Source organism: Kitasatospora sp. NPDC059646, assembly GCF_042734615.1.
In the GTDB taxonomy this organism is placed as follows: domain Bacteria; phylum Actinomycetota; class Actinomycetes; order Streptomycetales; family Streptomycetaceae; genus Kitasatospora.
In genome coordinates this window covers 12,189-37,096 of the sequence record NZ_JBHWDS010000026.1, presented here as the reverse complement: position 1 = coordinate 37,096, position 24,908 = coordinate 12,189, and the positions used below count along the sequence as shown (strand labels likewise).

Here is a 24,908-nt window from a genome sequence, read left to right as displayed (position 1 = left end):
CGTCGGCGCGGGGCGGGGCCGAGCATGGTGTCCGACCCCCGTTCCGGTCGGGCGGTACCGGATAGCGGACGACTTTGTCGAAGTCGAGCAGGAAGGGGAAGGGTTTTGCGCGAATCCGGTTGCGACGGAGCAGGAATGAGCATCCTGACCGAGGATCGTCAAGGGGGGCAGGGGATGTGACCGGACTACGAGGGCGGGCGGCGGGTCGCCGCGGCGAGGGGCCACCGGCGGCCGGAGCGGCCGCGGGTGGCCCGACGGATGCTCAGGGGCTGGGGACGACGCGGGCGAAGTCGTGGTGGGTACGGACGGCCTGGTCCCACTCCAGGGCGCGGATCAGGCGGTGCACGATCAGCAGCGGAATGACGCCGAAGACACCGAACGACATGTCGACGAATTGCCAGAACAGCGGGATGCCGCGCAACGGGCCGCAGATCAGCGCCAGTGGGATGACGCCGCCACAGGCGATCATCGCCCAGCGGACCACCCACACGTTGCGGACCGGGTCCCGCAGCGGGCCCCAGAACGCGGCCGCGATCACCAGGTGCGCGAAGGCCAGCCAGTCGGTGCCGTAGGCGAGGAACGGGTGGTTGCCGTAGCCGTCGGCGACGCCGTCGCGGACCCGGAGCACCCAGGCGTCGAGGGCGGGGAGGGCGTCGCCGACGCCGGTCGAGTCCATGGCCCGGGCCAGCAGGGCGGTCTCGGTCTGCAGGGGGAACGCGGTCAGCCCGCTGAGTGCGAGGCAGACGATGAACAGCCACAGCCAGCGCCTGATCCGGCGTCGGACGAGCGCGGTGTCGGTGGTGGACGCGGGGCCGGGGCCGGCGGTGGTGGAACCGGTCGGGGCGGTGGCGGTGTCGGACATGGGGACTCCCCCTCCATGCGCGGGTGCCGGAGCCGGCACGCGGTGTCGCGAGAAGGACTCTAGACCCGAATTTGAACGCGTTCAACATGCTGGAACAGCTTGCCCCAAAGGGGACGTTTCGGACCTGTCCGCGGAAAGCCCTAATCTTGTCCCCCGTGACCGCCATCGCAGACCAGCCCACCAGGCCCGCCCCCGGACCGGCCGCCGACGAGGGACTCGCCCGTCGGCTCAAGGCGCTGGCGTGCACCGCGCCGCTGCACGACCTGGACAGCCGGAAGGTCAACCTGGCCGGCGAGTACGCCTCGTACACGATGGCCGAGATCGGCCTCGCCGCCATCGACCTGGTCACCCTCAACATGGACTTCGACACCGGGGCCGACCGCGACATAGTGCTGAGCCGCCTGCAGCCGCGGATCGCCGCCCAGAACCCCGGGCGCGCCGCCGCCGAGCACGAACGGGTGGCCCGCTGGGTGCTGGAGTCGCTGATCAACGTCGGCAGCGTGGACCGCGGCTTCCGCGCCGTCTACGGCACCTTCGGCCCGGACGGCGAATACACCCGCCGCGACTACGACTTCAAGCTGATCGAGGAAGTCCCCGGCCAGGACGGCGGGGTGTACCTGCGCACCACCGACGAGGCGGTCAACGTCCTGGTCGGCGCGCTGGACACCGATGTGACGAGCGCTCAGATCGCGGCCGAGGTCAAGCTGGAGGTGCTGATCCGCCGCGGCCGCCTCGCCGACGCCCAGCTCGCCGCCGAACAGGCCCGCTACCGCACCGTCCAGTACGCGGAGACGCTGCGCCGGGCCCTGGAGGCGACCCGCCGCAACGTCCGCGCGGTCGACTGGATGGAGACCGTCCCCGACCTGATCGACGAGGCGCTCGACCACATCGCCGACCGGTACCGGCACGAGAACGCGATCCTCACCAACATCCGCAAGGCCCGCGACGAGAGCGTCGACGCCGAGCACAAGCGCCGCGCCGCCGAGCTCGTCGACATCGTCAAGGACTGCATCCGCCGCCACACCCAGCTGCAGACCCGACTGCTGGAAGCCGGCCCGCTGTTCCGCGCCGAACAGGACCGGCAGGCGTTCTCCGCACCCACCGCGCGCACCGGCATCGACCTGTACGGTCAACTCCTCGCACCGGTCCTCACCCTCCCGCTCGCGGACGCCACCCGGCCCACCGACGCGTTCTTCGCCCGCGGCGCCGGACTGCGCACCCCCGTCTCGGTCCGGGTCGCCGACCTGGTCGACCTGCTGCTCACCCCGCCCGTGGAACGCGAGCACCTCGGCGCCGAACTCCCCGAACCCGACCTGGTCGCCACCCCCGACGACAGCCGGTTCTCCGAAGCCCAACTGGAAGCCGCCCTCGACCTGCTGGACCTGCCCGCCGACGCGCCCCGCCGCCTCTCCGGCCTGCTCGCCGACGCCCGAGCCCGCGGCGACGAACTCGACGAGGCCGGCGAGGAGCTCGCCTACCTGGTCGCCCTGCTGGCCGTGCACGCCGCCAGCCCGCCGGTCGGCACCGCGTACCGGCAGGGCGAGGAACGCCTGCTGTTCGCCGTCGACGACGGCACCCGGCTGGACGACCCGGGCTTCGGCGGCGCCGACCTGATCGTCGGCAGCGCCCTGCTGGACGCCGTCGGCATGGCCGCCGACCGCAAGGACGCGGTGTGACCCGCCCCGCGGCCGACGGCCCGTCAGGCCGCCCCGCCGCCCGGCCCCCGCGCACCGCCCGCCCGGCCCGCAGCACCTGTACGGCCCGCAGCACCCGCGCCGCCCGCACCGAAGGAGCACCCGCATGACCACCAGCACCGAGGCGTGGGCGCCGCAGGACGCCGAACCGGCCGCCGCGCACCCGCCGATCAGCCCGGCCGACGTCGCCGAGGCCGCCCGCCTGGTCTCCTTCGGCCTGCAGGCCAAGCTGCTGCCGTCCCGGGACGCCGAGTACGCCGAACTGGTCCGCCGCTACCGCGACGACCCGCCGTTCGGACGCCTGGCGGACGCCGTCGCCACCGGCATGGGCCTGGTGGTGCTGGAGGTCTCCGCCCGCGCCGGCATGGCGGTCGCCGCCGCCGACGACTCGGTGTTCGCCGTCCGGATGGGCGACTACTCGCGCCGCGCCGCCTCCGAGTCCACCGACCGCTTCCTGCACGGCCTGGCGCACCTCGCGGTCGCCGCACTCGCCTTCCCCCGCCCCGAAGACCTCGCCGACGACGGCTACCTCGGCCGGGTCACCGTCAACGGCGTGGACGCGTTCGTCCGGCAGGCCTGCCGCCGGCTGGAGGAGCGCGCCGCCGCCGAGGGCAGCAACACCGACCCGGCGAGCGCCGCCCCCGGCCTGGAGGCCGCCTGGCGGGTGTGGGCGCGCCGCTCCGCGACCGGCGCCACCAAGGACGCCCGCCGGCTGTCCGGCTCCACCACCGGCATCGTCTCCAAGGCGGTCTCCTTCCTGGTCGACTCGGGCTTCCTGCAGAAGACCTCCGACGACGCCGGCGGCACCTACCGCACCACCGCCCGCTACCAGTTGCAGGTCCGCGACCTGGCCGGCAGCGCCGCCATGGGCGAACTGCTGGACCTCGGCGTCGTCCCGGTCAGCGACGGCACCGCCACCCTGCTGCCGCCCGACGACAGCGAGGAGCTCGTCGCCGACGCCGGACTGCCGTTCCACTCGCTCTGACCCCCCGTCACCACGTTCTGAACTGACCGCTCCAGGAGAACCACCGCACATGTACGAGCTGAACCGGGTCCGCCTGTACTCGATCGGACCGGCGGGCGCCCGCTACGCCGACACGGTGCTCGACCTGCGCGGCGTCGGCGAGCCGGTCCCCGAACCGCAGCCCCAGCAGATCGGCCTGTTCGGCGAGGAGCCCGAGGGCCCGCAGCGCCGCCCCGCGCCCGCCGGCGTGCTGTTCCTGGAGAACGGCGGCGGCAAGTCCGTCCTGCTCAAGCTGATCTTCTCGGTGATGCTGCCCGGCCACCGCAACACCCTCGGCGGCGCGTCCTCCGGCGTGCTGCGCAAGTTCCTGCTGGCCGACGACTGCGGCCACGTCGCCCTCGAATGGCAGCACACCGTCACCGGCGAACTCATCGTGGTCGGCAAGGTCAGCGAGTGGCGCGGCCGCCAGGTCTCCTCCGACCCGCGGAAGTTCGCCGAACTGTGGTACTCCTTCCGGCCCGGCCCCGGCCTCACCCTGGACGGCCTGCCGGTCGCCGAACGCCCCGCCCTGACCGGCGACCAGAAGGCCCGCGGCCGGCGCCGCACCATGAAGGGCTTCCGCGACGCCCTCACCGAGGCCGGCAAGGCCCACCCCTACCTCGACGTCACCTTCGAGGAGATCCACGACCGCTGGAACGAGCACCTCGGCGCCCTCGGCCTCGACCCCGAACTGTTCCGCTACCAGCGCGAGATGAACGCCGACGAGGGCGAGGCCGCCGGCCTGTTCGCGGTCCGCAACGACGCCGACTTCACCGACCTGCTGCTGCGCGCCGTCACCGACACCCGCGACACCGACGGCCTCGCCGACCTGGTCCACGGCTTCGCCGCCAAGCTCGGCCGGCGCGCCGAACTCACCGCCGAACGCGACTTCACCGCCGGCTCCGTCGACCTGCTGCAGCGCATCGTCGACGCCACCGCCGGCCGGGAGACCGTCCGCGAGGGCCACCGCGCCGCCGAACGACGCACCCGCAAGCTCGCCCTGTCGCTGTCCGCCCGCTCCGCCGTCGAACGCGACCGGGCCCACGACCTGGCCGTCGAGGTCGCCGCCGCCGCGAGCGCCGTCACCGCCGCCGAGACCGACCGCACCCGACACTCCCGGATCGTCTCCGAACTGACCTACCGGCACGCCACCCTCGGACTCGACGCCGCGACCACCGAAGCCGCCCGGCTGCGCCGCGAACTCACCGACGCCCGCGCCCAGTTCGCCGCCTGGCAGGCCGCCGAGGCGGTGCTGCGGCACCGCGCCGCCGCCGACCGGGCCAGCCGCGTCGCCGCCGCCATCCGCGAGGCCGAACTCGACGCCGCCCCCGCCCTCGCCGCCCGCGACCGCGCCGCCGGCGCCCTCGCCCGCGCCCTCGAAGCCGCCGCGCTGAGCGCCGAGACCCGCGCCGACCAGGAGGAGCTGCGCGCCGGCGAGCTCCAGCAGGACGGCTCCGCCGCGCAGGCCGAGGCCACCGCCGCCGCGACCGCCGCGCAGAAGGCCCGCTCCGAGGCCGAACACCTGCGCCAGCGCCTCGCCGAGGTCGAGCAGGAGACCGCCGCCGCCGTCGAAGCCGGCTGGATCGACGACTCCGGTGCCGAACCGGACCCGGCCCGCGCCGCCCTGCACGCCGCCGACGCCGAACGCGCCGCCACCGAAGCCCTCGAAGTCGCCCGCGCCGCCGCCGAGTCCAGCGCCGTCCGGGCCCGCGAGGCCGCCGCCGCCGAGGCCCGCGCCGAACTCGCCGCCGCCCGCGCCACCGACGCCCGCACCGCCGCCGAACGCGCCCTCGCCGCCGAACAGCGCACCGCCGCCCAGCTCGCCGCCGAACCCCGGCTCGCCGAACTCCTCTCCCTGACGCCCTACCAGGACGGCGCCGAGGACTCCGACGGCTTCCTGACGCCCCGTCAGCTCGACGCCTCCGCCGAAGACCTGCGCGAACTGCTCGACCAGGCCGTGGCCAACGCCGAACGCACCCTGTTCGACCTGCGCACCGCCGCCGCCGACGACTCCCGGATCCTCGCCGCCCTCGGCGACGGCGGACTGCTCCCGCCCGGCCCGGACGTCCTCGCCACCGTCGAGTACCTCGGCGAGCAGGGCATCCCCGCCCTCCCCGGCTGGCGCTACCTCGCCCAGTCCGTCGACCCCGCCGACCACGACGCCATCCTCGCCGCCCGCCCCGAACTCGTCGACGGCGTCGTGGTCACCGACCCCGCCTCGCTCGACCGGGCCCGCGAAGCACTCGCCGCCGCCGCCCTGCTGCCCCGCTCCACCGTCGCCGTCGGCACCGCCGCCGCCCTGATCGCCCCGATCGACGGCGAACCGGCGTTCTTCCTCGTGCCGCCGAACCCGGCCATGCACAACGAGACCGCCGCCGACGACGAGCGCCGCGAACTGCGCACCCGCGCCACCGCCCGCGAGGAGCACATCCGCGAACTCGCCGCCCGCCTCGGCGGCGACCGCGCCCTCGCCGCCCGCCTCGCCTCCTGGCACGCCAGCTGCCCGCCCGGCACCCTCGCCGAACTCGCCGAAGCCGCGGCCGCCGCCGCCGAGCACGCCGAGGCCACCGCCGCCGAACTCGCCACCCTGCGCGCCGAACACGCCGAAGCCGACGCCGACCACCAGGCCGCCGCCGCCCGCCACGAGGAGTGCCGGGAGACCGCCCAGCGCACCCGCCGCCGCGCCGACGCCCTCGCCGGCCTCGCCTTCCGCCTCCGCGAACGCGCCAACTGGACCCGCCGGCAGCGCGAACTCGCCGACGACGCCGCCGAATGCGAACGCCGCCAGGCCCTGTGCACCGAACGCGCCCGCACCTGCGACGAGGACCGCCGCGCCGCCCAGCGCGCCGCCGACGACGCCCGCCGCACCGCCCGCACCCTGCGCGCCGAACGCGCCGAGATCGCCGCCGCCGACACCAGCGCCGAACCCGGCGACACCGACACCCCCACCTCGCTGCCCGCCCTGCGCGAGGCCTACCGGGCCGCCTCCCAGCTCTACGAGAAGGTCGGCGTCGGCGCCGACCTGCGCGCCGAACAGGCCCGCGCCGAAGGCGACGAAGCAGCCGCCGCAAGCGAGTTGGACCGCCTCAGCAACAAGGTCAAGGCCCGCGCCGAGGAACTCCTCGCCAGCCCCGACGGCGCCGACGGCCCCGCCCGCCAGGCCGCCGCCGCCCGCGCCGAAGAACTCGTCACCATCATCGAGGCCCGCGCCGGCGCCGCCGCCGAGGAGGTCGGCCGCCTGCGCGGCGACGCCGAACGCTCCGCACCCGTCGACGGCGAAGCCCACACCGAGCTCCCCGACGACCTCGTCCCCGCCGACACCGAACACGCCCAGGCCCTGCTGCGCACCGCCACCGCACTGCTCGCCGAACGCCGCGAACGCGTCGACACCGCGCGCACCGAACACGCCGACCTGCAGCGCACCCTGGACCAGGCGCAGGCCGCCGCCACCGACTTCGAAGAACTCGCCGGACAGCTCCGCGACTCGCTGCGCGACAACGGCGACGAGACCGAGACCGCCGACGCCTACCTCGGCGGACTCGCCGCCGCCCGCGCCGCCGCCGCCGACACCCGCCGCGCCATGCGCACCGCCGCCACCGAGCTCACCGGTGCCGAACTCGCCGTCCGGGACGCCTCCGACGCCCTCGTCCGGCACGCCAACGCCGCCCGCTACGAGGCCGTCCGCACCCCCGCCCGCCAGCAGATCCGCGAGCTGCCGGCCGCCGCCCTGCCCGACCACGCCGCCGCCTGGGCCGCCGCGTTCGCGCCCCGGCTGCGCGTCCTCACCGACGAACTCGCCCAGCTGGAACGCAACCGCTCGTCGATCGTCGACCGCCTCCGCGGCCTGGTCGAGACCTCCCTCGGCACGCTGCGCGCCGCCCAGCGGCTGTCCCGACTCCCCGAAGGCCTCGGCGAATGGTCGGGCCAGGAGTTCCTGCGCATCCGCTTCGAGGACCCCGACCACGCCGTCCTGGTCGAACGGCTCGGCGAGGTCATCGACGAGGCCACCCAGTCCGCCGTCCGGAAGAACTCCGACCTGCGCCGGGACGGCATGTCCCTGCTGCTGCGCGGCGTCGCCGCGGCGATCGGCCCCAAGGGCGTCTCGGTCGAGATCCTCAAGCCGGACGCCGTCCTGCGCGCCGAACGCGTCTCCGTCGGCCAGATGTCCGACGTCTTCTCCGGCGGCCAGCTGCTCACCGCGGCCATCGCCCTCTACTGCACGATGGCCGCGCTCCGCGCCAACGACCGCGGCCAGTCCCAGCTGCGCCACGCGGGCACGCTGTTCCTGGACAACCCGATCGGCCGCGCCAACGCGACGTACCTGCTGGAGCTCCAGCGCGCCGTCGCCGACGCGCTCGGCGTCCAACTGATCTACACCACTGGCCTGTTCGACACCACGGCGCTGGCCGAGTTCCCGCTCGTCATCCGCCTCCGCAACGACGCGGACCTGCGTGCCGGCCTCAAGTACATCTCCGTCGAGGAGCACCTCCGGCCCGGCCTGCCGGCCCCGCAGGACCCCGACGGGCCGACGATCCACGGCGAGATCACGGCCACCCGGATGTTCCGCAAGCCGGAGTAGGGCCGGCGCCGCAGGCGGGCGCCGCCGGCGTCACGGGCCGACCGCTCCCGTGTCCGTGAGCGGTCGGCCCGCCTTGACGGTGACCGGGATGCGGCCGGCCACGGACGCGAGTGCGGACCGGAGGGCGGGCGAGTTCGCGGAGGTCTCGTCGGCCTCGACCAGCAGGCCGGTCGCGTGCGGGGCCATGGACGTGCCGAAGACCTTCGCGGGGAGCTTCGCCGCCATGACGGCGTCCATCGCCCGGTCGATCTCCGCCTTCGTGAACGGGCAGCCCTCCACCCGGACCCGCGCGGTGTCGATGTCCGGATGGGCGCGCTTCGCGGCGTCGACCAGGGTCCGGCCTCGCGCCACGTCCGTCACGTACAGCGCGACGGTGTTCTTCTCGTTCTCCAACTCCAGTGACCCGTAGAGGTCCTGGAACGGGCCGCGGCCCTGTTCGCCGAGTGCCGACGCGAGGTCCGACAGCCCGGGCCGCGACATCGGCGTGCCGCTCGGCTCGGGCGAGGGCGAGGGCGACGGCGAGGCCGGCGCCGGTGCGATCGGCGCGACCGGTGCCACGCCGGTCGCGGACTGCTGGGTCGAGCCGCAGGCCGTGAGCGCGAGCAGCCCGGCCGCGGCAAGGCCGATGCCGAGTCCGAGTCCCGGTCGGTTCCGTGCAGTTGTCATCGTTCCCCCTCGGTTCGACGGGCGCGAGGATGTCCCGCGCCCCACTGGAAGACCCCCGGTCCGACGCACGCGGACCGGGGGAGGTTCCAGTGGGCGGGCCGTCAGCTCCGGGTGGAGACGGTGACCGAGGAGATCTTCATCGGATGGCCGGGTTCGGTCGCCGGCGTCGGTGAACTCCCGTAGGCGGCAGGCAGGTTGCCGCCGATGGCGAGGTTCAGCACGAGGAAGATCCCGTGGTGGACCGCCTGGTCCCAGGCGGCCGGGTCGACCTGGTCGGAGGTCACCGCGAAGTACTCCCGGCCGTCGCGCAGCCAGCGCACCCGCTCGGGGGCGGCCGTGCGGTCCACCTCCACCGTCCAGGTGTGGAACGCGCCCCAGCAGTCCGGGCAGGACTGCTCGCCGGAGCCGAGGCCGCTCGGCTCCTTGCACGGGCCGCCGGGGGTGCTGCCGCAGTGCATCGTGCCGAACACGCCGCGCCCGCCCACCGATTCCAGGACGTCGAGTTCGCCGACGCCCGGCCAGCCGGTGTACCCGTCGCGGAGCTTTCCGCCGAGCGCCCAGAACGCCGGCCAGTACCCGGCCGCCGCCGGGCCGTTGACGGCGGGCAGTGCCAACTCCGCCTCCACGCGCAGGACTCCGCCCGCGGGGGCGGAGAAGTCCGCGCGGCGGGACTCGATCCGGCCCGAGGACCAGCGGCCGGCGGCGTCCCGGGTGGGCACGATCTCCAGCGAACCCCGCCCGTCCAGGCGGACGTTGGCGGTGGAGTCGGTCATCGTCTCGATCTCGCCGGTGCCCCACTGGGCGGCCGGGCAGCCGGGGTAGCAGGTGCCCAGGTCGTACTGCCAGTTCGCGGGGTCGGGCCGGGAGCCGGCCGGGCCGTCGAACCCGTCGTGCAGCAGAGTGGTCCAGCCGGAGCCGAACACGCCCGCCTCGACGAGGAGTTGGTCGAGCCGCGCGGTGAGGACGACGGCCGCCGCGTTGGTCAGGTGCGAGTCGTCGCGGTAGAGCAGGACGTGCTCCAGGACGGCGGGGCAGGTGCGCCCGTCGCCGGGGCACAGCACCTGGTTGACGCCGATGGTCCGCACGCCGGGGAACCTGCCGGCGGTGATCTCCTCGGCCAGCGGGTCGGCCCACAGGGCCTCGCTGCGCGGGAAGTCGCAGGCCGAGGTGGTGTCGGGGTGTCCGGAGACGCAGGCGGGGACGTCCCGGCCGGGTATCGGGGTGTCCTGCAGGTAGACGATCGGGACGCCCGACTCCCGCAGCGGGGCGAGGGTCTGCTCCCAGCCGTGCAGCAGGGCGGCCCGGTCGGAGGTGTAGCGGTTCAGCGCGGAGACGAGGATCAGCTTCGGCTTCGGACCGGCCTTGAGCCGGGCCAGCGCGTTCGCCCGCCAGGTGTCGCACTCGTGGTAGGTGCGGCCCAACTGCGGGTTCACCACGGTGAGTTCGGGCAGCGGGCAGCCCTGCTTGACGAGTTCCTCGACGGACAGGCGGTGCTGGGCGGCGATGCCCAGCACGGCGGAGAACCACTGGCCGGCGTGCGAGTCGCCGAGCAGCACGATCCGGTCGTCGCCGGCGCCGAAGCGGCAGGGCGGGCTGGTGGTGTCGGCCGGGTCCACCTCGCAGGCGCCGTCCGGCGGGAAGTCCTGCCGGGCCTGCACGGGGTTCGGGACGGTCGGAGCGTTCGCGGGCGGCGCGGCGGCGAGCAGGGAGCGGCCGTCGCGGGCGCCCGGCGGCAGACCGGCCGGGTCCGGGGGAGTGGCGGGGCCGAGCATCCGGATGGTGCCGCTGCCGACGACCAGCGCCAGCACCACCGGCATCACCACGGCGGTGAGGCCCAGCGACAGCCCGCGGCGCGGGATCTCGCCCAGCACCCGGCTGCGCCGCAGCGGCTGCTCCAGCCAGTGCAGGGCGGCGAGCGCCGGCAGGGCGGCGGCGGCCGTGAGCGCGGCCTTCACGCCCCAGTGCAGGGCGCCCCACTGCGCCTCGGCGAGCACCAGCACCGGCCAGTGCCACAGGTACAGGTTGTAGGAGAGCCGGCCGATCGCCCGCGGCGCGCCGAGCGCCAACGCCCGTCCCACCAGGTGCTGTTCGCCGGCCAGGATGATCGCGGCGGTGCCGAGGGTGGGCACCAGCGCGGCGTGGCCGGGGTACGGGGTGCGGGCGTCGAAGACCAGCACCGCGGCGAGCACGGCGGCCAGGCCGCCGAGACCCAGCAACTCCCTTGCGACCCTCGGGAGCCGGCGCACCGGCAGCAGGGCGATCACCGCGCCGGCGGCGAACTGCCAGGCCCGGGTGGGCGTGGAGAGGTACGCGCCGGCGCTCCAGTGCAGGGAGAGCCAGAACGAGCCGGCGCCGAGCAGCACGGTCAGGCCGAGGAGCGTGCGCCGCTTCCAGGCCCAGCGGGCGGCGAGGGCGAGCAGCGGCGCCCACAGCAGGTAGAACTGCTCCTCGACGGCGAGCGACCAGAAGTGCAGCAGGGCGCTGGGGTCGCGGCCGGCCGCCAGGTAGTCGGTCTGTTCGGCGATGAAGCGCCAGTTGGCGACGGACAGGGCAGAGGCGAGGACGTCGCGTTCCAGGTCGGCGCGGCGCAGCGGGGCGGTGAGCAGGGCGCCGAGGACGGCGACGACGGCGAGCACCACGGCGGCGGAGGGCAGCAGGCGGCGGGCACGGCGGGAGTAGAACTCGGCGAGCCGGACCTTTCCGGTGGCGAGGCTCTCGCTGCGCAGCAGGCCGGTGATCAGGTAGCCGGAGACGACGAAGAAGACGTCGACGCCGACGAATCCGCCGGCCAGGCCGGGGACGGCCGCGTGGAAGGCGAGGACGGCGAGCACGGCGACGGCCCGCAGGCCCTCGATGTCGGGTCTGAACCTGGGCCGCTCGACGGGTGGTTGTCCGAGGACGACGGTGAGCGGGGCGGTGCTGGTGGACACGGGAGGTGGACCTTTCAGCCCAGCCAGGGCAGCATCGGGGCCGCCCAGCCGGAGGCGAGCAGGGCGATCAGGGCGAGCGTGCTCGTGACGGCGAGGGCCTCGGGCCAGCGCCTGGGCCGCATCGCCGGGCGGGCCCCGGATTCGGTGGAGTCGGTGGCGCGCGGCCGCAGTTCGGCGTACAGGTCGCGGATCAGCGGGACGCCGAGGTGGAGCTGCACGGCGAGGTACAGGGCCAGGCCCCAGGTGGTGTGCCAGCCGTGCTGGGCGGTGGCGGCGGCGATCCCGACGGCGGTGGCGGTCAGGGTGCCGGCCGTCCAGACCAGGGAGACCAGCAGGACCTTGCGGGCCATGCCGCCGGAGCGGCCGGGCTTGGCGACGCCGGTGGGCACCCAGGCGGCGCTGCGGCCGCGGGCGGTGTGCCAGTAGGCGGTGGCGGCGGCGAAGCTCATCAGCACGTTGGCGCGCAGCACTTCGGACCGCCAGCGGGTGCGGCTGACCCGGGGGAGCAGCACGTGCCACAGCCACAGCAGGGAGAGCATCGGCAGGACGTACCAGGCGCGGACCTCGCCGGGGTAGGCGAACAGCATGACCAGCGGCGGCAGCGGTGCGGTGAGCACGTTCACGGCGGCGGCCAGGTAGCCGATGATGCCCTCGTCGAAGCAGCGGCGCATCCGCCAGGTCATGGCCTTGCGGGTGGCCCGGTCGCCGATCAGGTGCAGGTTGCCCATGGTCCAGCGGTACTGCTGGTTGACGAAGCTGGTGGTGGAGTCCGGCGAGGTGCCCTTGGCGACCAGGACCGGCACGTACCGGGTGGTGAATCCCCGCTGGTGGAGGGCGAGTCCGGTGTACATGTCCTCGCTGTGGTCGAGCCGGGCGAAGCCGCCGGCGGCGTCGATCGCGGAGCGCCGGTAGACGGCGTTGGAGCCGCAGCAGATCGCGGCGTCGGAGGCGTCGCGGCTGGGCTGCACCCAGCGGAAGAACCACTCCTGGGCGGCGCCGGCGGCGCGCTGCACCCAGCCCATCGAGGCGTCGGTGTCGAAGCACTGCGGGCTCTGCACGATGCCGACCTTCGGATCGCCGAAGTAGGGCAGCAGGTGGTGCAGCAGGTCGGCGCGGGGCGCGAAGTCGGCGTCCAGGATGGCGATGTACTCGGCCTTGCTCAGGGTGAGCGCGTGGTTGAGGTTGCCGGCCTTCTTGTACTCGCCGCGGTTCGGGCGGACCACGTAGTGGTATCCGAACTCGGCTGCTAGCGCTGCCACTTCGGGCCGGTCGCCGTCGTCCAGCACCCAGACGTCGAGCTGTCCGGGGTGGTCGAGCCGGGCGACCGCGCGGTAGGCGTTGGCGAGGATGTCGAGCGGCTCGCCGCAGGTCGGCAGGTACAGGTCGACGGACGGCGGCTCGGCGGGCTGCCAGGCGGCGACCAGCAGTTCGTGGCCGGCCCGGGTGAAGCGGCGGCGGCGCAGTCCGTTGAGGCAGGTCAGGGCCAGGGCGACCAGGTTGACGCCGAGGACGGCGAGGAACGGCCAGAGCGCGACGGTGCGCAGGGAGAAGCTGAACATCGTGGCCGCGCTGAGCACGAAGGCGAACGCGGAGAGTAGCGGGACCCAGCGGCGCTGTGGTCCGAAGTACCAGTAGAGCTCCTGATCGGAAGGTGGCGACGGAAGGTGATTGACAGTCATTGGGCCCCCCACGGCCGGTCATTGACACCTGTCGTCGGTCAGATTACCTGATTGGTATAGACCAAATGACCACGCGGGATGAACGCTGGTGCAACTCCGGTGAAGCCCGTGTGACCAGGCATGACCGTGTCAGAAAGCCCGCCCCGGCAACCGCCTCCTGGGGCCCCTGTGGCGGTGGACGTGCACGGTGGCAGGACGGTTGCGAGTGATCCATGGCGGAGGGTCGCCGGAGGTCATGGCGAGTGTCCGCCGCCGCAATTGACGGACCGTCAGGACTGCGGAGCGTGGGCCCGGCGTTGTGGCGGGCGGGCGCCCGGGAGGGTTGCTCCGGCGTCGTGCGGCGGCGGGATCCGGGAGGGAGGTGCTAGCGGACGGCCGGCCCGTCCGGGTGGGTGCACGGTTCGGCGGCCGCGAGGACCGCGTCGAGCAGGCCGGGGAAGCGGGTGGCGAGGTCCTCGGCGCGCAGGGTGTTCATCTTGGAGGTGCCGCGGCGGTGCTGGCGGATCACGCCGGCCTCCCGCAGGACGCGGAAGTGGTGCGTCAACGTCGATTTGGTGACCGGCAGTTCGAAGGCCAGGCAGTTCAGCTCGTCGCCGCCCGCCCCGGCCAGCTCCGCGACGATCCGCAGCCGGGTCGGATCGGCGAGCGCGTGCAGCACGGCCTCCAGTCGCAGCTCGGCGGCGGGCGGCTCGGGCAGCAGTCCGGGACAGTCCTGGTCGATGGTCACCCCGCCATAGTACGAGAACTCTCGTAGTTTGACAGATGTCGTAGTACGGCAGCTATCGTACGAAGCGAAGAAGCCGCTGTCGGGACCACAGGAAGGACGGGCCGTCGTGAGCGCCCTGTTCGAGCCGATCACCCTCCGTTCGCTGACCATTCCCAACCGGGTCTGGCTCAGCCCGATGTGCATGTACTCGGCCGCCCCCGAAGGCCCCGAGACCGGCGTCGCCACCGACTTCCACCTCGCCCACCTCGGCGCCCGCGCCGCAGGCGGCGCCGGCCTGGTGATGGTCGAGGCCACCGGCGTCCGCCCCGACGCCCGGATCTCCCCGTGGGACCTCGGCCTGTGGAACGACCGCCAGCAGGAGGCCCTCGCCCGGGTCGCCGCGCTGATCCGCTCGCACGGCTCGGTCCCGGCGATCCAGCTGGCCCACGCCGGGCGCAAGGCCTCCACCGCGAAGGCAGGCCTGGGCGGCGGCCCGCTCGCCGTCGAGGACGGCGGCTGGCCGGTGGTCGGCGCCTCGCCGATCCCGTTCAAGGACGGCTACCCGACGCCGGTCGAGCTGACGGAGGCCCAGATCGCCGAACTGGTCGAGGACTTCGCCTCCGCCGCCCGCCGCGCGCTCGCCGCGGGCTTCCAGGTGGTCGAGGTGCACGGCGCCCACGGCTACCTGGTCCACCAGTTCCTCTCCCCGCTCACCAACCACCGCACCGACGGCTACGGCGGCGACTTCGCCGGCCGCTCCCGGCTGGCCCGCGAGATCACCGCCGCGGTCCGGGCCGTCTGGCCGGCGGACCTGCCCGTCCTGTTCCGGGTCTCCGCGACCGACTGGGTCGCCGACGAGCCCAGCTGGACGGTCGAGGAGAGCGCCCTGCTCGCCAAGGAGCTCCAGGCGATCGGCGTCGACCTGGTCGACGTCTCCTCCGGCGGCCTCGTCCCGGACGCGAAGATCGTCGTCGGGCCCGGCTACCAGGTCCCGTTCGCGGCGCAGATCCGCGAGCAGTCCGGCGTCCCGGTCAGCACCGTCGGCGCGATCACCGAGCCCGCCCATGCGGAGAAGATCCTGGCGGACGGCGACGCCGACGTGGTGATGCTCGGCCGCGAGATGCTCCGCGACCCGTACTGGCCGCTGCACGCGGCGAAGGCGCTGGGCGCGGAGCGCAACTGGCCGGAGCAGTACGGGTACGCGGTGGGCGACCGCGGCTGACCGGACGGCCGACCCGGGGCGCGGCGCCTCCTCGCCCACCGGGCGATCCCGCCGACGGGAGCCCCGCCCCGCGTCGGCCCCCGCGCCCCGCTTTCACCATGAACCTCCCGAGCGCCACCCCGACCTGACGGCACCGCCGGAAGGGCCGTCAGACGCCCTGCGGCGGGTGGACAGCCAGGCCTGGCCGACTCGACCGGGCCGGCGAACGGCAGGTTGAGCATCGCGCCCGCCGGCGCCGCGAAGACCGGCGGTGCCCACCGCCCCGGCGTCGCCCGGAGGAGAGCCGGCAGGAAGCAGGTCGAGGCCGCGCTCGCCAGCAGGTGGGAGCGCCCAACTGCCGCAGCCGGTACGGCTCGACGGAGAGCAGCACCAGCAGCCGCACCAGGGCGCAGCGGTCCGCGAGTCCGCTCAGGCCGACACCGACACCGCCACCGCCACCGACACCGCCACCGCCACCGAGGCCGGCCAGGGCCAGGCCGGCGGCGGCCGGCCACGGCAGCGGACGGCTGTCCGCCGGCAGCCCGACCAGTGGCTGCGGCACCGCACTGCCGAGGGGCGCCGGGAGCGTCAACCCGCCCGCGGCGACGTAGCCGTGGCCGCGCTCCCGTACGAGGACGAGCCGTCAGCCCCGCTGCGGCTGGCCGCCGTACGGCGAGGGGGTGCCCTGCCGGCGGGTGCGTTCGCGTGAACCGTCCAGCGGGCCGAGTGAGTTGGGGGCGCGGCGGCGGCTGGCCGCGACCTGGCGGGAGACCACCACGTCTATCAGGCACCACACCAGGACGAAGACGCCCATCGCCATCATCGCCAGCGCGGGCACGATCAGGGCGGTGTGCGACCAGGAGGCGAGGACGGCGACGATCACCGTCACCACCGTGAACGCGAACGCCAGGCCCGCCCGGACGGCGGCGGCCCGCACCTCGTCCGGCAACCGGCTGCGCCGCCGACGCGCCATCGCCCACCCCCTGTCGGACCCCAGGTTGCCCCAATAGGGGTGAAGGTATGCGGCCACCAGGTGGAATTCCACTCAAACCGGGCGTGTCGCGCCGACGGACCGTCACCCCCCCTGCCACAGGATCGTATTCGGCCCGGCAAGAGGGCGGGGGCAGGACGGCGGGGCCGGCGGTCAGTCGGGCAGGGTCGCGTCCAGCTCCTCCAGCGCGCCGACCACGATGGTCCGCATCGCCCGCTCCGCCAGCTCCGGGTCGCCCGCGCAGATCGCGTCGGCGACCTCCCGGTGCAGCTGCACCGCGTAGTCGCGCGGCCGGTGCGGCATCAGGTGGTGCTCGGTGCGGCCGGTCAGCACCGCGCCGACGGTGTCCTTCAGGTGCGCGAACATCTCGTTGCCGGAGGCCCGCAGCACCGCCGCGTGGAAGGCGATGTCGTGCGCGAGGAAGGACTTCAGGTCCGCCGCGCGGGCGGTGACGGTCAGTTCGACGGCCAGCGCGCCGAGCTCCCGCCGGTCGTCGTCGCTGGCGTGCCGGGCGGCCAGCGCCGCCGCGGCCGGCTCCACCGCGACCCGCAGCGAGCCGAGCGAGCGCAGCTGCTCGGAGCGGCCGGCGCCGGCCAGGCGCCAGCGGATCACCAGCGGGTCGAACACGTCCCAGTCGGCGCGCGGGCGGACGGTGATCCCGACCCGGCGGCGCGGCTCGACCATCCGCATCGACTCCAGGATCCGCACGGCCTCCCGCACCACGGTGCGGGACACGCCGTGCTGCGCCTCCAGCTCCTCGGCGCGCAGCACGGTGCCCGCGGGCAGCTCGCCGGAGGCGATCGCCGGACCGAGGTGGGCAAGCAGGCGGCCGGGCAGGCCCTGGATCTCCATGCGGTCAGCCTATCGGCGCGGTCACGGCCGGCCCGGGGCCGGGGCGCGGGTGGACGCCTCCCACCTGCGGCGACGTACATAAGTATGACGATTGGGTTTCGGTGGCTTGAATAAGTCATACCTTTGGGTCTACCTTGCCCGTGACCAGGCAAGGACAGGAGCACCACCCATGGCTCTCAACGTCGAGAACCAGCAGCCGCCCGTCATCGTGGTGATGGGCGTCTCCGGAGTCGGCAAGACCACCGTCGCCCGACTGCTCGCCCACCGCCTCGGCCTCCCGTACGCCGAGGCCGACGACTTCCACCCCGCCGCCAACATCGCCAAGATGAGCGCCGGGATCCCGCTGGACGACCAGGACCGCGAACCCTGGCTGCGCGCCCTCGGCGCCTGGCTCGGCGAGCGGGCCGGGGCCGGCACCGGCGGCGTGGTCACCTGCTCCGCCCTCAAGCGCAGCTACCGCGACATCCTGCGGGACGCCTGCCCCGAGGCGTTCTTCCTGCACCTGACCGGCAGCCACGACCTGGTCGGCGACCGGATCGCCCACCGCACCGGCCACTTCATGCCGCCCTCCCTGCTGGACTCCCAGTACGCCACCCTCGAACCGCTCCAGGCGGACGAGAACGGCGCCGTGCTGGACGTCGACGCCGACCCCGACACCCTCGTCGACCGCGCCGTCGCCGACCTGCCGCACTGACCCCGCCCCACCCCGTCACACCAGCCGCCGCCCACCGGCCCCCCCGGGCAGTGACGGCCCGTCAATGGAGACTCGCGTGACCCCCACCCTGCTGGCCGCCGCCGCGCCGGCGCTCCCCCACACGTCCAGCAACGGCCAACTGCTGGCCGCGGTGCTGCTCAGCATCGGCGCGATCGTGCTGCTGATCACCCGGTTCAAGCTGCACCCGTTCCTGGCCCTGACCCTCGGCTCGGGCCTGCTCGCCGCCGTCGCCGGCGCGCCCTTCGACAAGCTGCTCAGCAGCTTCTCCACCGGCTTCGGCTCCACCGTCGCCTCGGTCGGCCTGCTGATCGGCCTGGGCGCGATGCTCGGCAAGCTGCTCGCCGACTCCGGCGGCGCCAACATCATCGCCGACACCGTGCTCGCCCGGACCGGCCCGAAGATGCTGCCCTGGGCGATGGCGCTGATCGCCGCCGTGCTCGGCCTGCCGCTGTTCTTCGAGGTCGGCGTCGTCCTGCTGATCCCGATCGTGCTGCTGGTCGCCCGCCGCGGCAACGTCCCGCTGATGCGGATCGGCATCCCCGCGCTGGCCGGCCTGTCCGTGCTGCACGGCCTGGTCCCCCCGCACCCCGGCCCGCTGGTCGCCGTCGACGCCCTCAAGGCCGACCTCGGCGTCACCCTGGCGCTCGGCCTGCTGATCGCCGTCCCCACGCTGATCATCGCCGGCCCGCTGTTCGCCCGGCTCGCGCAGCGCTGGGTCGGCCCGCTGGAGATCCCGGCCGACACCACGCCCGTCGAGACCGTCAAGCACGAGAGGACCCCGCGCTTCGGCGCCGTCCTCGCCACCATCCTGCTGCCGGTCGTGCTGATGCTCGGCAAGGCCCTCGCCGACGTGGTGATCGACGACCCGAAGGCGACCGCCCAGCGGTTCTTCGACTTCATCGGCTCCCCGCTGATCGCGCTGCTCGCCGCCACCCTGCTGGCCATGGCCACCCTGGGCCGGGCCGCCGGGTTCGACAAGGAGCGGATCTCCGCGACCGTCGGCAACTCGCTCGGCCCGATCGCCGGCATCGTGTTCATCGTCGGTGCGGGCGGCGGCTTCAAGCAGACCCTGATCGACGTCGGCGTCGGCAACGCGGTCAGCGAGTGGTCCGGCAAGTGGCACATCTCCGCGCTGCTGCTCGGCTGGCTGATCGCCGTGCTGATCCGTCTCGCCACCGGCTCCGCCACGGTCGCCACCATCACCGCCGCCGGCATCGTCGCCCCGCTGGCCGCCGACATGTCCACCACCCACGCCGCGCTGCTGGTGCTCGCCATCGGTGCCGGGTCGCTGTTCCTGTCGCACGTCAACGACGCCGGCTTCTGGCTGGTGAAGGAGTACTTCGGGATGAGCGTCGGCCAGACCCTGAAGTCCTGGTCGGTGATGGAGACGGTGATCTCGGTGGTCGCGATCGCCCTGATCCTGCCGCTGAGCCTGATCGTCTGACGATCGACCGGCCCCCAGAGCCGCGACGCCCTCCGGATCCCCGCTTCTCTCCCGGAGGGCGTCGCCGTGTCCGCGGCGCGGTCAGCGCGCCAGCAGCTCCGCGGTCCGCTTGCGGACCTCCTCGGTGTCCAGCCCGCGCACCGTCAGCGTGGTGCGCCGCCGCAGCACGTCGTCCACCGTGTACGCCCACTCCTGCTCGGCCGCGTACACCACCTGCGCCCACACGTCCGGGCCGTCCGGGTGCACCCGCTCGCCCAGCTCGGGGCGCTCGGCGATCAGGCGGGCGATCTGGAACGACAGCGTGCCGTAGTGGGTCGCCAGGTGGCGGGCCACCAGCGGGTCCATCCGGGAGCCCGGCTCCCGGTCCATCAGCAGGCGGTGGGCGACGGCCTGCGGGGCGCCGATGCCGGGCAGCGGCACCGTCGCCGGGATCGGCGACACGTCCTCGGCCAGGCCCACGCCCGGCGCGTGCTTGAGCTTCTCCAGCACCACCCGGCCGATGTGCCGGTAGGTGGTCCACTTGCCGCCCGCCACCGACAGCATCCCGGCCCGGCCCTCGGTCACCACCGTCTCCCGCTTCGCCGACGCCGTCGCGCCCGGCCCGCCCGGCAGCACCCGCAGGCCCGCGAAGGCGTACGTGATGTCCTCGCGCCGCAGGTGCTCGTCCCGGACCGCGTGGCCGGCCTCGGACAGGATCTGGTCGACGTCGGCGTCGGTGGCCCGCACGTCCAGCGGGTCGCCGGTGTACTCCTCGTCGGTGGTGCCCAGCAGGACGTGGTCCTCCCACGGAATGGCGAAGGACACCCGGTAGTGGTCGATCGGGATGGTCAGCGCGGCCCGCCACGGCGCCTGCCGGCGCAGCACCACGTGCGCGCCCTTCGACAGCCGGATCGACGGCTCGGCGCCCGGGAACTCCATCCGCCGCAGGTGGTCCACCCACGGGCCGGTGGCGTTCAGCACCAGGCGCGCGTCGATGCCGAACTCGGCGCCGTCCAGGCGGTCGCGGACCTCCGCGCCGGTGACCCGGCCGCGGGTGAAGCGCAGGCCCGTCACCTCGGCGTGGTTGAGCACCACCGCGCCCGCCTCGACCGCCGCCCGGACCGTCATCACGGCCATCCGGGCGTCGTTCATCTGGTGGTCGCCGTACACGGCGACCCGCCGCAGGCCCTCGGTGCGCAGGCCCGGCACCGCGCGCGCCGCCTGCGCGGGGGAGACCACCCGGCCCAAGCCGTCGCGGAACGCCGACAGCGCCGAGTACAGGAACACGCCCGCGCCGAGCTTGGGCGCCGAGTGCGGGCCGCCCTCGTAGACGGGGACGAAGAAGGTCAGCGGGTTGACCAGGTGCGGGGCCACGTCGGTGGCCAGCGCCCGGCGTTCCTTGTGGTTCTCGGCGACCAGCTTCACCGCGCCGGTCTGCAGGTAGCGCAGCCCGCCGTGGACCAGTTTGGAGGAGGCGGAGGAGGTGGCGTTCGCGAAGTCCCCGGCGTCCACCATGGCCACCTTCAGCCCGGCCTGGGCGGCGGTCCAGGCGGTGGCGGTGCCGAGGATGCCGCCGCCGATCACCAGCAGGTCGTAGCGGGCCCGGCCGAGCAGTTCGCGGGTGGCGGCGCGGGAGGCGACGCGGCCGGCGGCGCGTTCGGCGCCCAGGGTCGGGATGGTAGCCATGGTGTGTGCGGCGGGCCCGGTTCGCGGCCGGTCCGCGTCTCCTTCCGATCGGGAACGGTGCCTCTGACGGGACGTCAGAGCTGCGGCTGCTCGTCGTCCTGCTCGACCCAGCCCATGGTGCGCTCCACCGCCTTCAGCCAGTTGCGGTGCTCGCGCTCGCGGGTCGCGTCGTCCATCCGGGGCCGCCACTCGGCGGCCCGGTGCCAGTTGGCGCGCAGCGTGTCCAGGCCGTCCCAGAAGCCGACCGCGAGGCCGGCCGCGTAGGCCGCGCCGAGGGCGGTGGTCTCGGCGACGAACGGGCGCTCCACGGGGACGTCCAGCACGTCCGCGATGTTCTGCATCAACAGGTTGTTGGAGGTCATGCCGCCGTCGACCTTCAGCGCGGTCAGCGTCACGCCGGAGTCCTTCTGCATCGCGTCCACCACCTCGCGGGTCTGCCAGGCGGTGGCCTCCAGCACCGCCCGCGCCAGGTGGCCCTTGGTGACGTACCTGGTCAGTCCGGTGATCACGCCGCGCGCGTCGGAACGCCAGTACGGGGCGAACAGGCCGGAGAACGCGGGCACGAAGTACGCGCCGCCGTTGTCCTCGACGGTGCCCGCCAGGGTCTCGATCTCGGCCGCCGTCGAGATGATGCCGAGCTGGTCGCGCAGCCACTGCACCAGCGAACCGGTGACCGCGATCGACCCCTCCAGGGCGTACACCGGCGGCCGGTCGCCGATCCGGTAGCCGACCGTGGTGAGCAGCCCGTGGTACGAGTTGACGATCCGTTCGCCGGTGTTCAGCAGCAGGAACGTGCCGGTGCCGTACGTCGACTTCGCCTCGCCCGCGTCGAAGCAGGTCTGCCCGAACAGCGCGGCCTGCTGGTCGCCGAGCGCCGCCGCCACCGGCACGCCCGCCAGCACGCCGACCGCCTCGCCGTACACCTCGGCGGAGGAGCGGATCTCCGGCAGCACCGCCGTCGGCACGCCGATCGACTCGGCGATCCGCTCGTCCCACTCCAGCGTGTGCAGGTTCATCAGCAGGGTGCGGGAGGCGTTGGTGACGTCCGTGACGTGCCGGCCGCCGTCCACGCCGCCGGTCAGGTTCCAGATCAGCCAGGTGTCCATGGTGCCGAACAGGATGTCGCCGGCCTCGGCGCGCTCGCGCAGGCCCTCGACGTTGTCCAGCAGCCAGCGGATCTTCGGGCCGGCGAAGTAGCTGGCCAGCGGCAGCCCGGTCTCCCGGCGGAACCGGTCCTGGCCGACGTTGCGGCCCAGCTCCCGGCAGAGCGCCTCGGTGCGGGTGTCCTGCCAGACGATCGCGTGGTGCGCCGGCTCACCGGTGTGCCGGTCCCACAGCACCGTGGTCTCGCGCTGGTTGGTGATGCCGACCGCCCGGATGTCCTCCCGGGTCAGCCCGGCCTTCTCCAGCGCGCCCCGCACCACCGCCTGCACCCGGGCCCAGATCTCCGCCGCGTCGTGCTCCACCCAGCCCGGCTGCGGAAAGATCTGCGCGTGCTCCTGCTGCTCGACGGCGACGATCCGGCCGTCCGCCCCGAACAGGATGCACCGGCTGGACGTGGTGCCCTGGTCGATCGCGGCGATGTAGCTGGCAGTCATGCGGTTCCTCGGCTCGGATCGGCTCGGCTCAGGACGTCAACGGGGGAGCGGGGCTGACCCTTCGTCAGTCCCCGTGCGCGCGGGTCCGGCAAACCACGCGGACGGCGCGGTGCGCCCGGACCCTCCAGCCGTCGTTCGACAATGTCGACCGACGTTTCGAAGCCAACAGCAGCCGGACGCCCGACGTCAAGGCGTTGTGACGCGCGCCGCCCCCGACGGCCACGCACCGCCGCCACCCGATCACCCAGCGGCCCGCCCACTCAGAACCGGTGCGCCCCGAGATCGCGCGAGATCGCCCGCGCCGCCGTCCGCACCGACGCCACCAGCGACGGCCGCACCGCACCGCCCTCGCACACCGTCTCCACCGGGCCGCTCACGCACACCGCGCCCACCGGGTTGCGCCGCCGGTCCTGGATCAGCGCCGCCACCGACGCCACGCCCTCCCAGGTCTCCTCCACCGCGTCCGCCCAGCCCCGCTCCCGCACCAGCGCGCACTGCGCGTCCAGCGCCGCCGGCTCCGTCACCGTCCGCGGCGTGAACGCCTCCCACGGCCCGTCGCCCAACTCGCCGCGCGCCACCGGGTCGTACGCCAGCAGCACCTTGCCCAGCGCCGTCGCGTGCAGCGGCTGCATCGAACCGACCTCCAGCACCTGCCGCGAATCGTCCGGCCGGAACACGTGGTGCACCACCAGCACCCCCCGCTGGTGCAGCACCCCCAGGTACACCGTCTCCCCGGCCGCCCGCGCCAGGTCGTCCGCCCACACCAGCGCCCGGGCCCGCAGCTCGTGCACGTCCAGGTAGCTCTGGCCCAGCCGCAGCAGCTCCGCGCCCAGCTGGTACTTGCCGCTGTCCGGGTCCTGCTCGACGAAGCCCTCCTGCTGCAGGGTGCGCAGGATGCCGTGCGCCGTGCCCTTCGCCAGGCCCAGCCCCGTCGCCACCTCCGACAGGCCGAGCCGGCGCTCCCCGCCCGCCAACAGGCGCAGGATCGCGGCCGCCCGCGACAGCGACTGGATCGCACCGGGCACCGGCCCACCTCCACTGACCACCGGTCGGCGATGCCGACCCCTCCACGTCCTCCGACCGTACTACCCGGCCGCCCCCGTCACGTCACGCCGGCCCCGCCGGCTCCGCCACCCAGCCCGCCACCAGCACCAGGCCCGACGCCCGGTGCACCGCCAGGAACGCGAACGGGCGGTCGAACCGGGCCACCGCCCGGCGCACCCGGAACCGCCGGGACGCGACCAGCGCCGCCGCCCTGACCATGGCCACCGTCGTCACCGCGCCCGCCTCGAAGCCCTCCGCCGAGAACTCCGCCATCGCCACCTGCTTCGCCTGCGCCACCTTCAAGGGCATGCTCCGGCTGATGCCCGGGAACCGGTCGCCGTCCAGCGCCGCCGTCCGCAGACCGAACAGCTCCGCGGCCGCCAGCAGGTCGTTCTCCGCCCGGACCAGGAACCCGGCCGTCGCCAGCACCCCGACGTCGCCGGGCGACGACGCGTCGACCGACGCCAACTCCAGCCCCGGCCACACCTCCCCGTCCGCCCGGCCGGCCACCGGCATCCGCCGCGAGGCGCCCGACACCAGCTCGAACCCGGCCGCCACCACCGCCCCCGGCGCCGCCCCCGGGCCGCCCAGCACCAGGTGCACGTCCACCTCGCCGTCGCCCGCCATCCGGACCTCCGTCACCGGACCCGCCGAGGTCTCCGCCACCGCGATCCGCTCGAACAGCTCCGGCCCGGACCGCTCCAGCTTCACGAACTCCCGTCCCATCCAAGGGCCTTCCGCCACCGCGAACCGGCCGGGCCGGAACGGGACCGCCCACCTGGTCCGCACCGTCACCGCCGACGCCAGCACCAGCTCCGCCCCGGCGGCGTCCACCGGCATCCGCTCCAGCAGCCCGCCCGTCTGCTCCCGCGCCCAACGGTCCAGCGCCGCCCGGTCCACAGCCGGATCACCCGTCAACCGCCCCCGGAGCGAGGCGTCCACCTGCTCCGCCCAGCCGGGCTCCACCACCAGCCGGTCCGCCGTCCACAACCCGAGCGCCGCCGCACAGCCCGGCGTTCCCCGCAGCCGCGCCAGCAACTCCCGCGCCACGCCCGGCGCCTCACCGGTCGGCATCCCCAACGCCCGCTCCAGTTCGACCCGCACGGGCCCGCCCGCCCCCGCCGCCAGCATCGCCAGCAGCGGCCACACCCCGACCGCCGTCCACACCTGCCCGGAGCCGAACGCCAACTCCCGCCCCCAGCGCGCCCCGAGACCGTTCACCACACCGACCGCCCGCACCACGAACCCCTTCCTTCCGCCGACCGCCGCACCATCCTCC

General features: G+C 74.4%; 17 protein-coding genes. 6 read left to right on the top strand and 11 right to left on the bottom strand.

Features of this window, described 5'->3' with window-relative positions:
• Window positions 1-262: 262 nt before the first annotated feature.
• A complete protein-coding gene (locus tag ACFV1L_RS19835) occupies window positions 263-862 on the bottom strand; it encodes a hypothetical protein (RefSeq protein ID WP_380367507.1) in 600 nt (199 codons plus the stop codon).
• A 155-nt stretch (window positions 863-1,017) separates the two neighbouring features.
• Here ACFV1L_RS19835 and ACFV1L_RS19830 point away from each other — a divergent pair, with 155 nt between their 5' ends.
• From ACFV1L_RS19830 to ACFV1L_RS19820, 3 genes are all read left to right on the top strand, one after another.
• Window positions 1,018-2,538, top strand: coding sequence for a hypothetical protein (locus tag ACFV1L_RS19830; protein WP_380367506.1), 1,521 nt, complete (start codon window positions 1,018-1,020; stop codon window positions 2,536-2,538).
• Window positions 2,539-2,662: 124 nt separating this feature from the next.
• Window positions 2,663-3,541 carry a hypothetical protein gene (locus ACFV1L_RS19825; protein ID WP_380367504.1) on the top strand — a complete coding sequence of 293 codons (879 nt, stop codon included), beginning with the start codon at window positions 2,663-2,665 and terminating at the stop codon, window positions 3,539-3,541.
• Window positions 3,542-3,590: 49 nt separating this feature from the next.
• The gene (locus ACFV1L_RS19820) at window positions 3,591-8,138 is read left to right on the top strand and encodes a hypothetical protein (RefSeq protein ID WP_380367502.1); all 4,548 of its coding nucleotides are present in this window, start codon (window positions 3,591-3,593) and stop codon (window positions 8,136-8,138) included.
• Window positions 8,139-8,168: 30 nt separating this feature from the next.
• On the opposite strand, the gene ACFV1L_RS19815 is transcribed toward ACFV1L_RS19820, so the two are convergent.
• From ACFV1L_RS19815 to ACFV1L_RS19800, 4 genes are all read right to left on the bottom strand, one after another.
• Window positions 8,169-8,804, bottom strand: a complete 636-nt coding sequence (locus ACFV1L_RS19815) for a hypothetical protein (RefSeq protein WP_380367500.1) — start codon at window positions 8,802-8,804, stop codon at window positions 8,169-8,171.
• 101 nt (window positions 8,805-8,905) lie between these two features.
• On the bottom strand, window positions 8,906-11,734 hold the full coding sequence (locus ACFV1L_RS19810) for an acyltransferase family protein (protein WP_380367499.1): 2,829 nt from the start codon (window positions 11,732-11,734) through the stop codon (window positions 8,906-8,908).
• 14 nt (window positions 11,735-11,748) lie between these two features.
• A complete protein-coding gene (locus tag ACFV1L_RS19805; protein WP_380367497.1) occupies window positions 11,749-13,413 on the bottom strand; it encodes a glycosyltransferase family 2 protein in 1,665 nt (554 codons plus the stop codon).
• 364 nt (window positions 13,414-13,777) lie between these two features.
• Window positions 13,778-14,140 carry an ArsR/SmtB family transcription factor gene (locus tag ACFV1L_RS19800; protein ID WP_380367496.1) on the bottom strand — a complete coding sequence of 121 codons (363 nt, stop codon included), beginning with the start codon at window positions 14,138-14,140 and terminating at the stop codon, window positions 13,778-13,780.
• Window positions 14,141-14,246: 106 nt separating this feature from the next.
• Here ACFV1L_RS19800 and ACFV1L_RS19795 point away from each other — a divergent pair, with 106 nt between their 5' ends.
• The gene (locus tag ACFV1L_RS19795; protein WP_380367494.1) at window positions 14,247-15,341 is read left to right on the top strand and encodes an NADH:flavin oxidoreductase/NADH oxidase; all 1,095 of its coding nucleotides are present in this window, start codon (window positions 14,247-14,249) and stop codon (window positions 15,339-15,341) included.
• Window positions 15,342-15,963: 622 nt separating this feature from the next.
• Here ACFV1L_RS19795 and ACFV1L_RS19790 read toward each other — a convergent pair.
• Window positions 15,964-16,293, bottom strand: coding sequence for a hypothetical protein (locus ACFV1L_RS19790; RefSeq protein WP_380367493.1), 330 nt, complete (start codon window positions 16,291-16,293; stop codon window positions 15,964-15,966).
• 171 nt (window positions 16,294-16,464) lie between these two features.
• Window positions 16,465-17,163, bottom strand: coding sequence for a FadR/GntR family transcriptional regulator (locus ACFV1L_RS19785; protein ID WP_380367492.1), 699 nt, complete (start codon window positions 17,161-17,163; stop codon window positions 16,465-16,467).
• A 169-nt stretch (window positions 17,164-17,332) separates the two neighbouring features.
• Between ACFV1L_RS19785 and ACFV1L_RS19780 the strand changes: the two genes are divergently transcribed.
• Entirely contained in the window at window positions 17,333-17,857 is a 525-nt protein-coding gene (locus tag ACFV1L_RS19780) for a gluconokinase (protein WP_380367491.1), read from the top strand.
• Window positions 17,858-17,921: 64 nt separating this feature from the next.
• Complete coding sequence (locus ACFV1L_RS19775; protein ID WP_380367490.1) at window positions 17,922-19,322, top strand: GntP family permease; 1,401 nt, start codon at window positions 17,922-17,924, stop codon at window positions 19,320-19,322.
• 81 nt (window positions 19,323-19,403) lie between these two features.
• Here the strand turns inward: ACFV1L_RS19775 and ACFV1L_RS19770 are convergent, their stop codons facing one another.
• The 4 genes from ACFV1L_RS19770 to ACFV1L_RS19755 form a co-directional block, all read right to left on the bottom strand.
• Window positions 19,404-20,987, bottom strand: coding sequence for a glycerol-3-phosphate dehydrogenase/oxidase (locus tag ACFV1L_RS19770; protein ID WP_380367489.1), 1,584 nt, complete (start codon window positions 20,985-20,987; stop codon window positions 19,404-19,406).
• 74 nt (window positions 20,988-21,061) lie between these two features.
• Entirely contained in the window at window positions 21,062-22,585 is a 1,524-nt protein-coding gene (gene glpK, locus ACFV1L_RS19765; protein ID WP_380367488.1) for a glycerol kinase GlpK, read from the bottom strand.
• A 260-nt stretch (window positions 22,586-22,845) separates the two neighbouring features.
• Entirely contained in the window at window positions 22,846-23,610 is a 765-nt protein-coding gene (locus tag ACFV1L_RS19760) for an IclR family transcriptional regulator (protein ID WP_380367486.1), read from the bottom strand.
• A gap of 82 nt (window positions 23,611-23,692) precedes the next feature.
• Window positions 23,693-24,871, bottom strand: coding sequence for a serpin family protein (locus tag ACFV1L_RS19755; RefSeq protein ID WP_380367484.1), 1,179 nt, complete (start codon window positions 24,869-24,871; stop codon window positions 23,693-23,695).
• Window positions 24,872-24,908 lie beyond the last annotated feature (37 nt).

Coding starts and splice junctions, on each gene's coding strand:
- ACFV1L_RS19835 (WP_380367507.1), bottom strand. CDS start 862: ATGTCCGACACCGCCACCGCCCCGACCGGTTCCACCACCGCCGGCCCC.
- ACFV1L_RS19825 (WP_380367504.1), top strand. CDS start 2,663: ATGACCACCAGCACCGAGGCGTGGGCGCCGCAGGACGCCGAACCGGCC.
- ACFV1L_RS19820 (WP_380367502.1), top strand. CDS start 3,591: ATGTACGAGCTGAACCGGGTCCGCCTGTACTCGATCGGACCGGCGGGC.
- ACFV1L_RS19815 (WP_380367500.1), bottom strand. CDS start 8,804: ATGACAACTGCACGGAACCGACCGGGACTCGGACTCGGCATCGGCCTT.
- ACFV1L_RS19805 (WP_380367497.1), bottom strand. CDS start 13,413: ATGACTGTCAATCACCTTCCGTCGCCACCTTCCGATCAGGAGCTCTAC.
- ACFV1L_RS19790 (WP_380367493.1), bottom strand. CDS start 16,293: ATGGCGCGTCGGCGGCGCAGCCGGTTGCCGGACGAGGTGCGGGCCGCC.
- ACFV1L_RS19785 (WP_380367492.1), bottom strand. CDS start 17,163: ATGGAGATCCAGGGCCTGCCCGGCCGCCTGCTTGCCCACCTCGGTCCG.
- ACFV1L_RS19780 (WP_380367491.1), top strand. CDS start 17,333: ATGGCTCTCAACGTCGAGAACCAGCAGCCGCCCGTCATCGTGGTGATG.
- ACFV1L_RS19775 (WP_380367490.1), top strand. CDS start 17,922: ATGGAGACTCGCGTGACCCCCACCCTGCTGGCCGCCGCCGCGCCGGCG.
- ACFV1L_RS19770 (WP_380367489.1), bottom strand. CDS start 20,987: ATGGCTACCATCCCGACCCTGGGCGCCGAACGCGCCGCCGGCCGCGTC.
- glpK (WP_380367488.1), bottom strand. CDS start 22,585: ATGACTGCCAGCTACATCGCCGCGATCGACCAGGGCACCACGTCCAGC.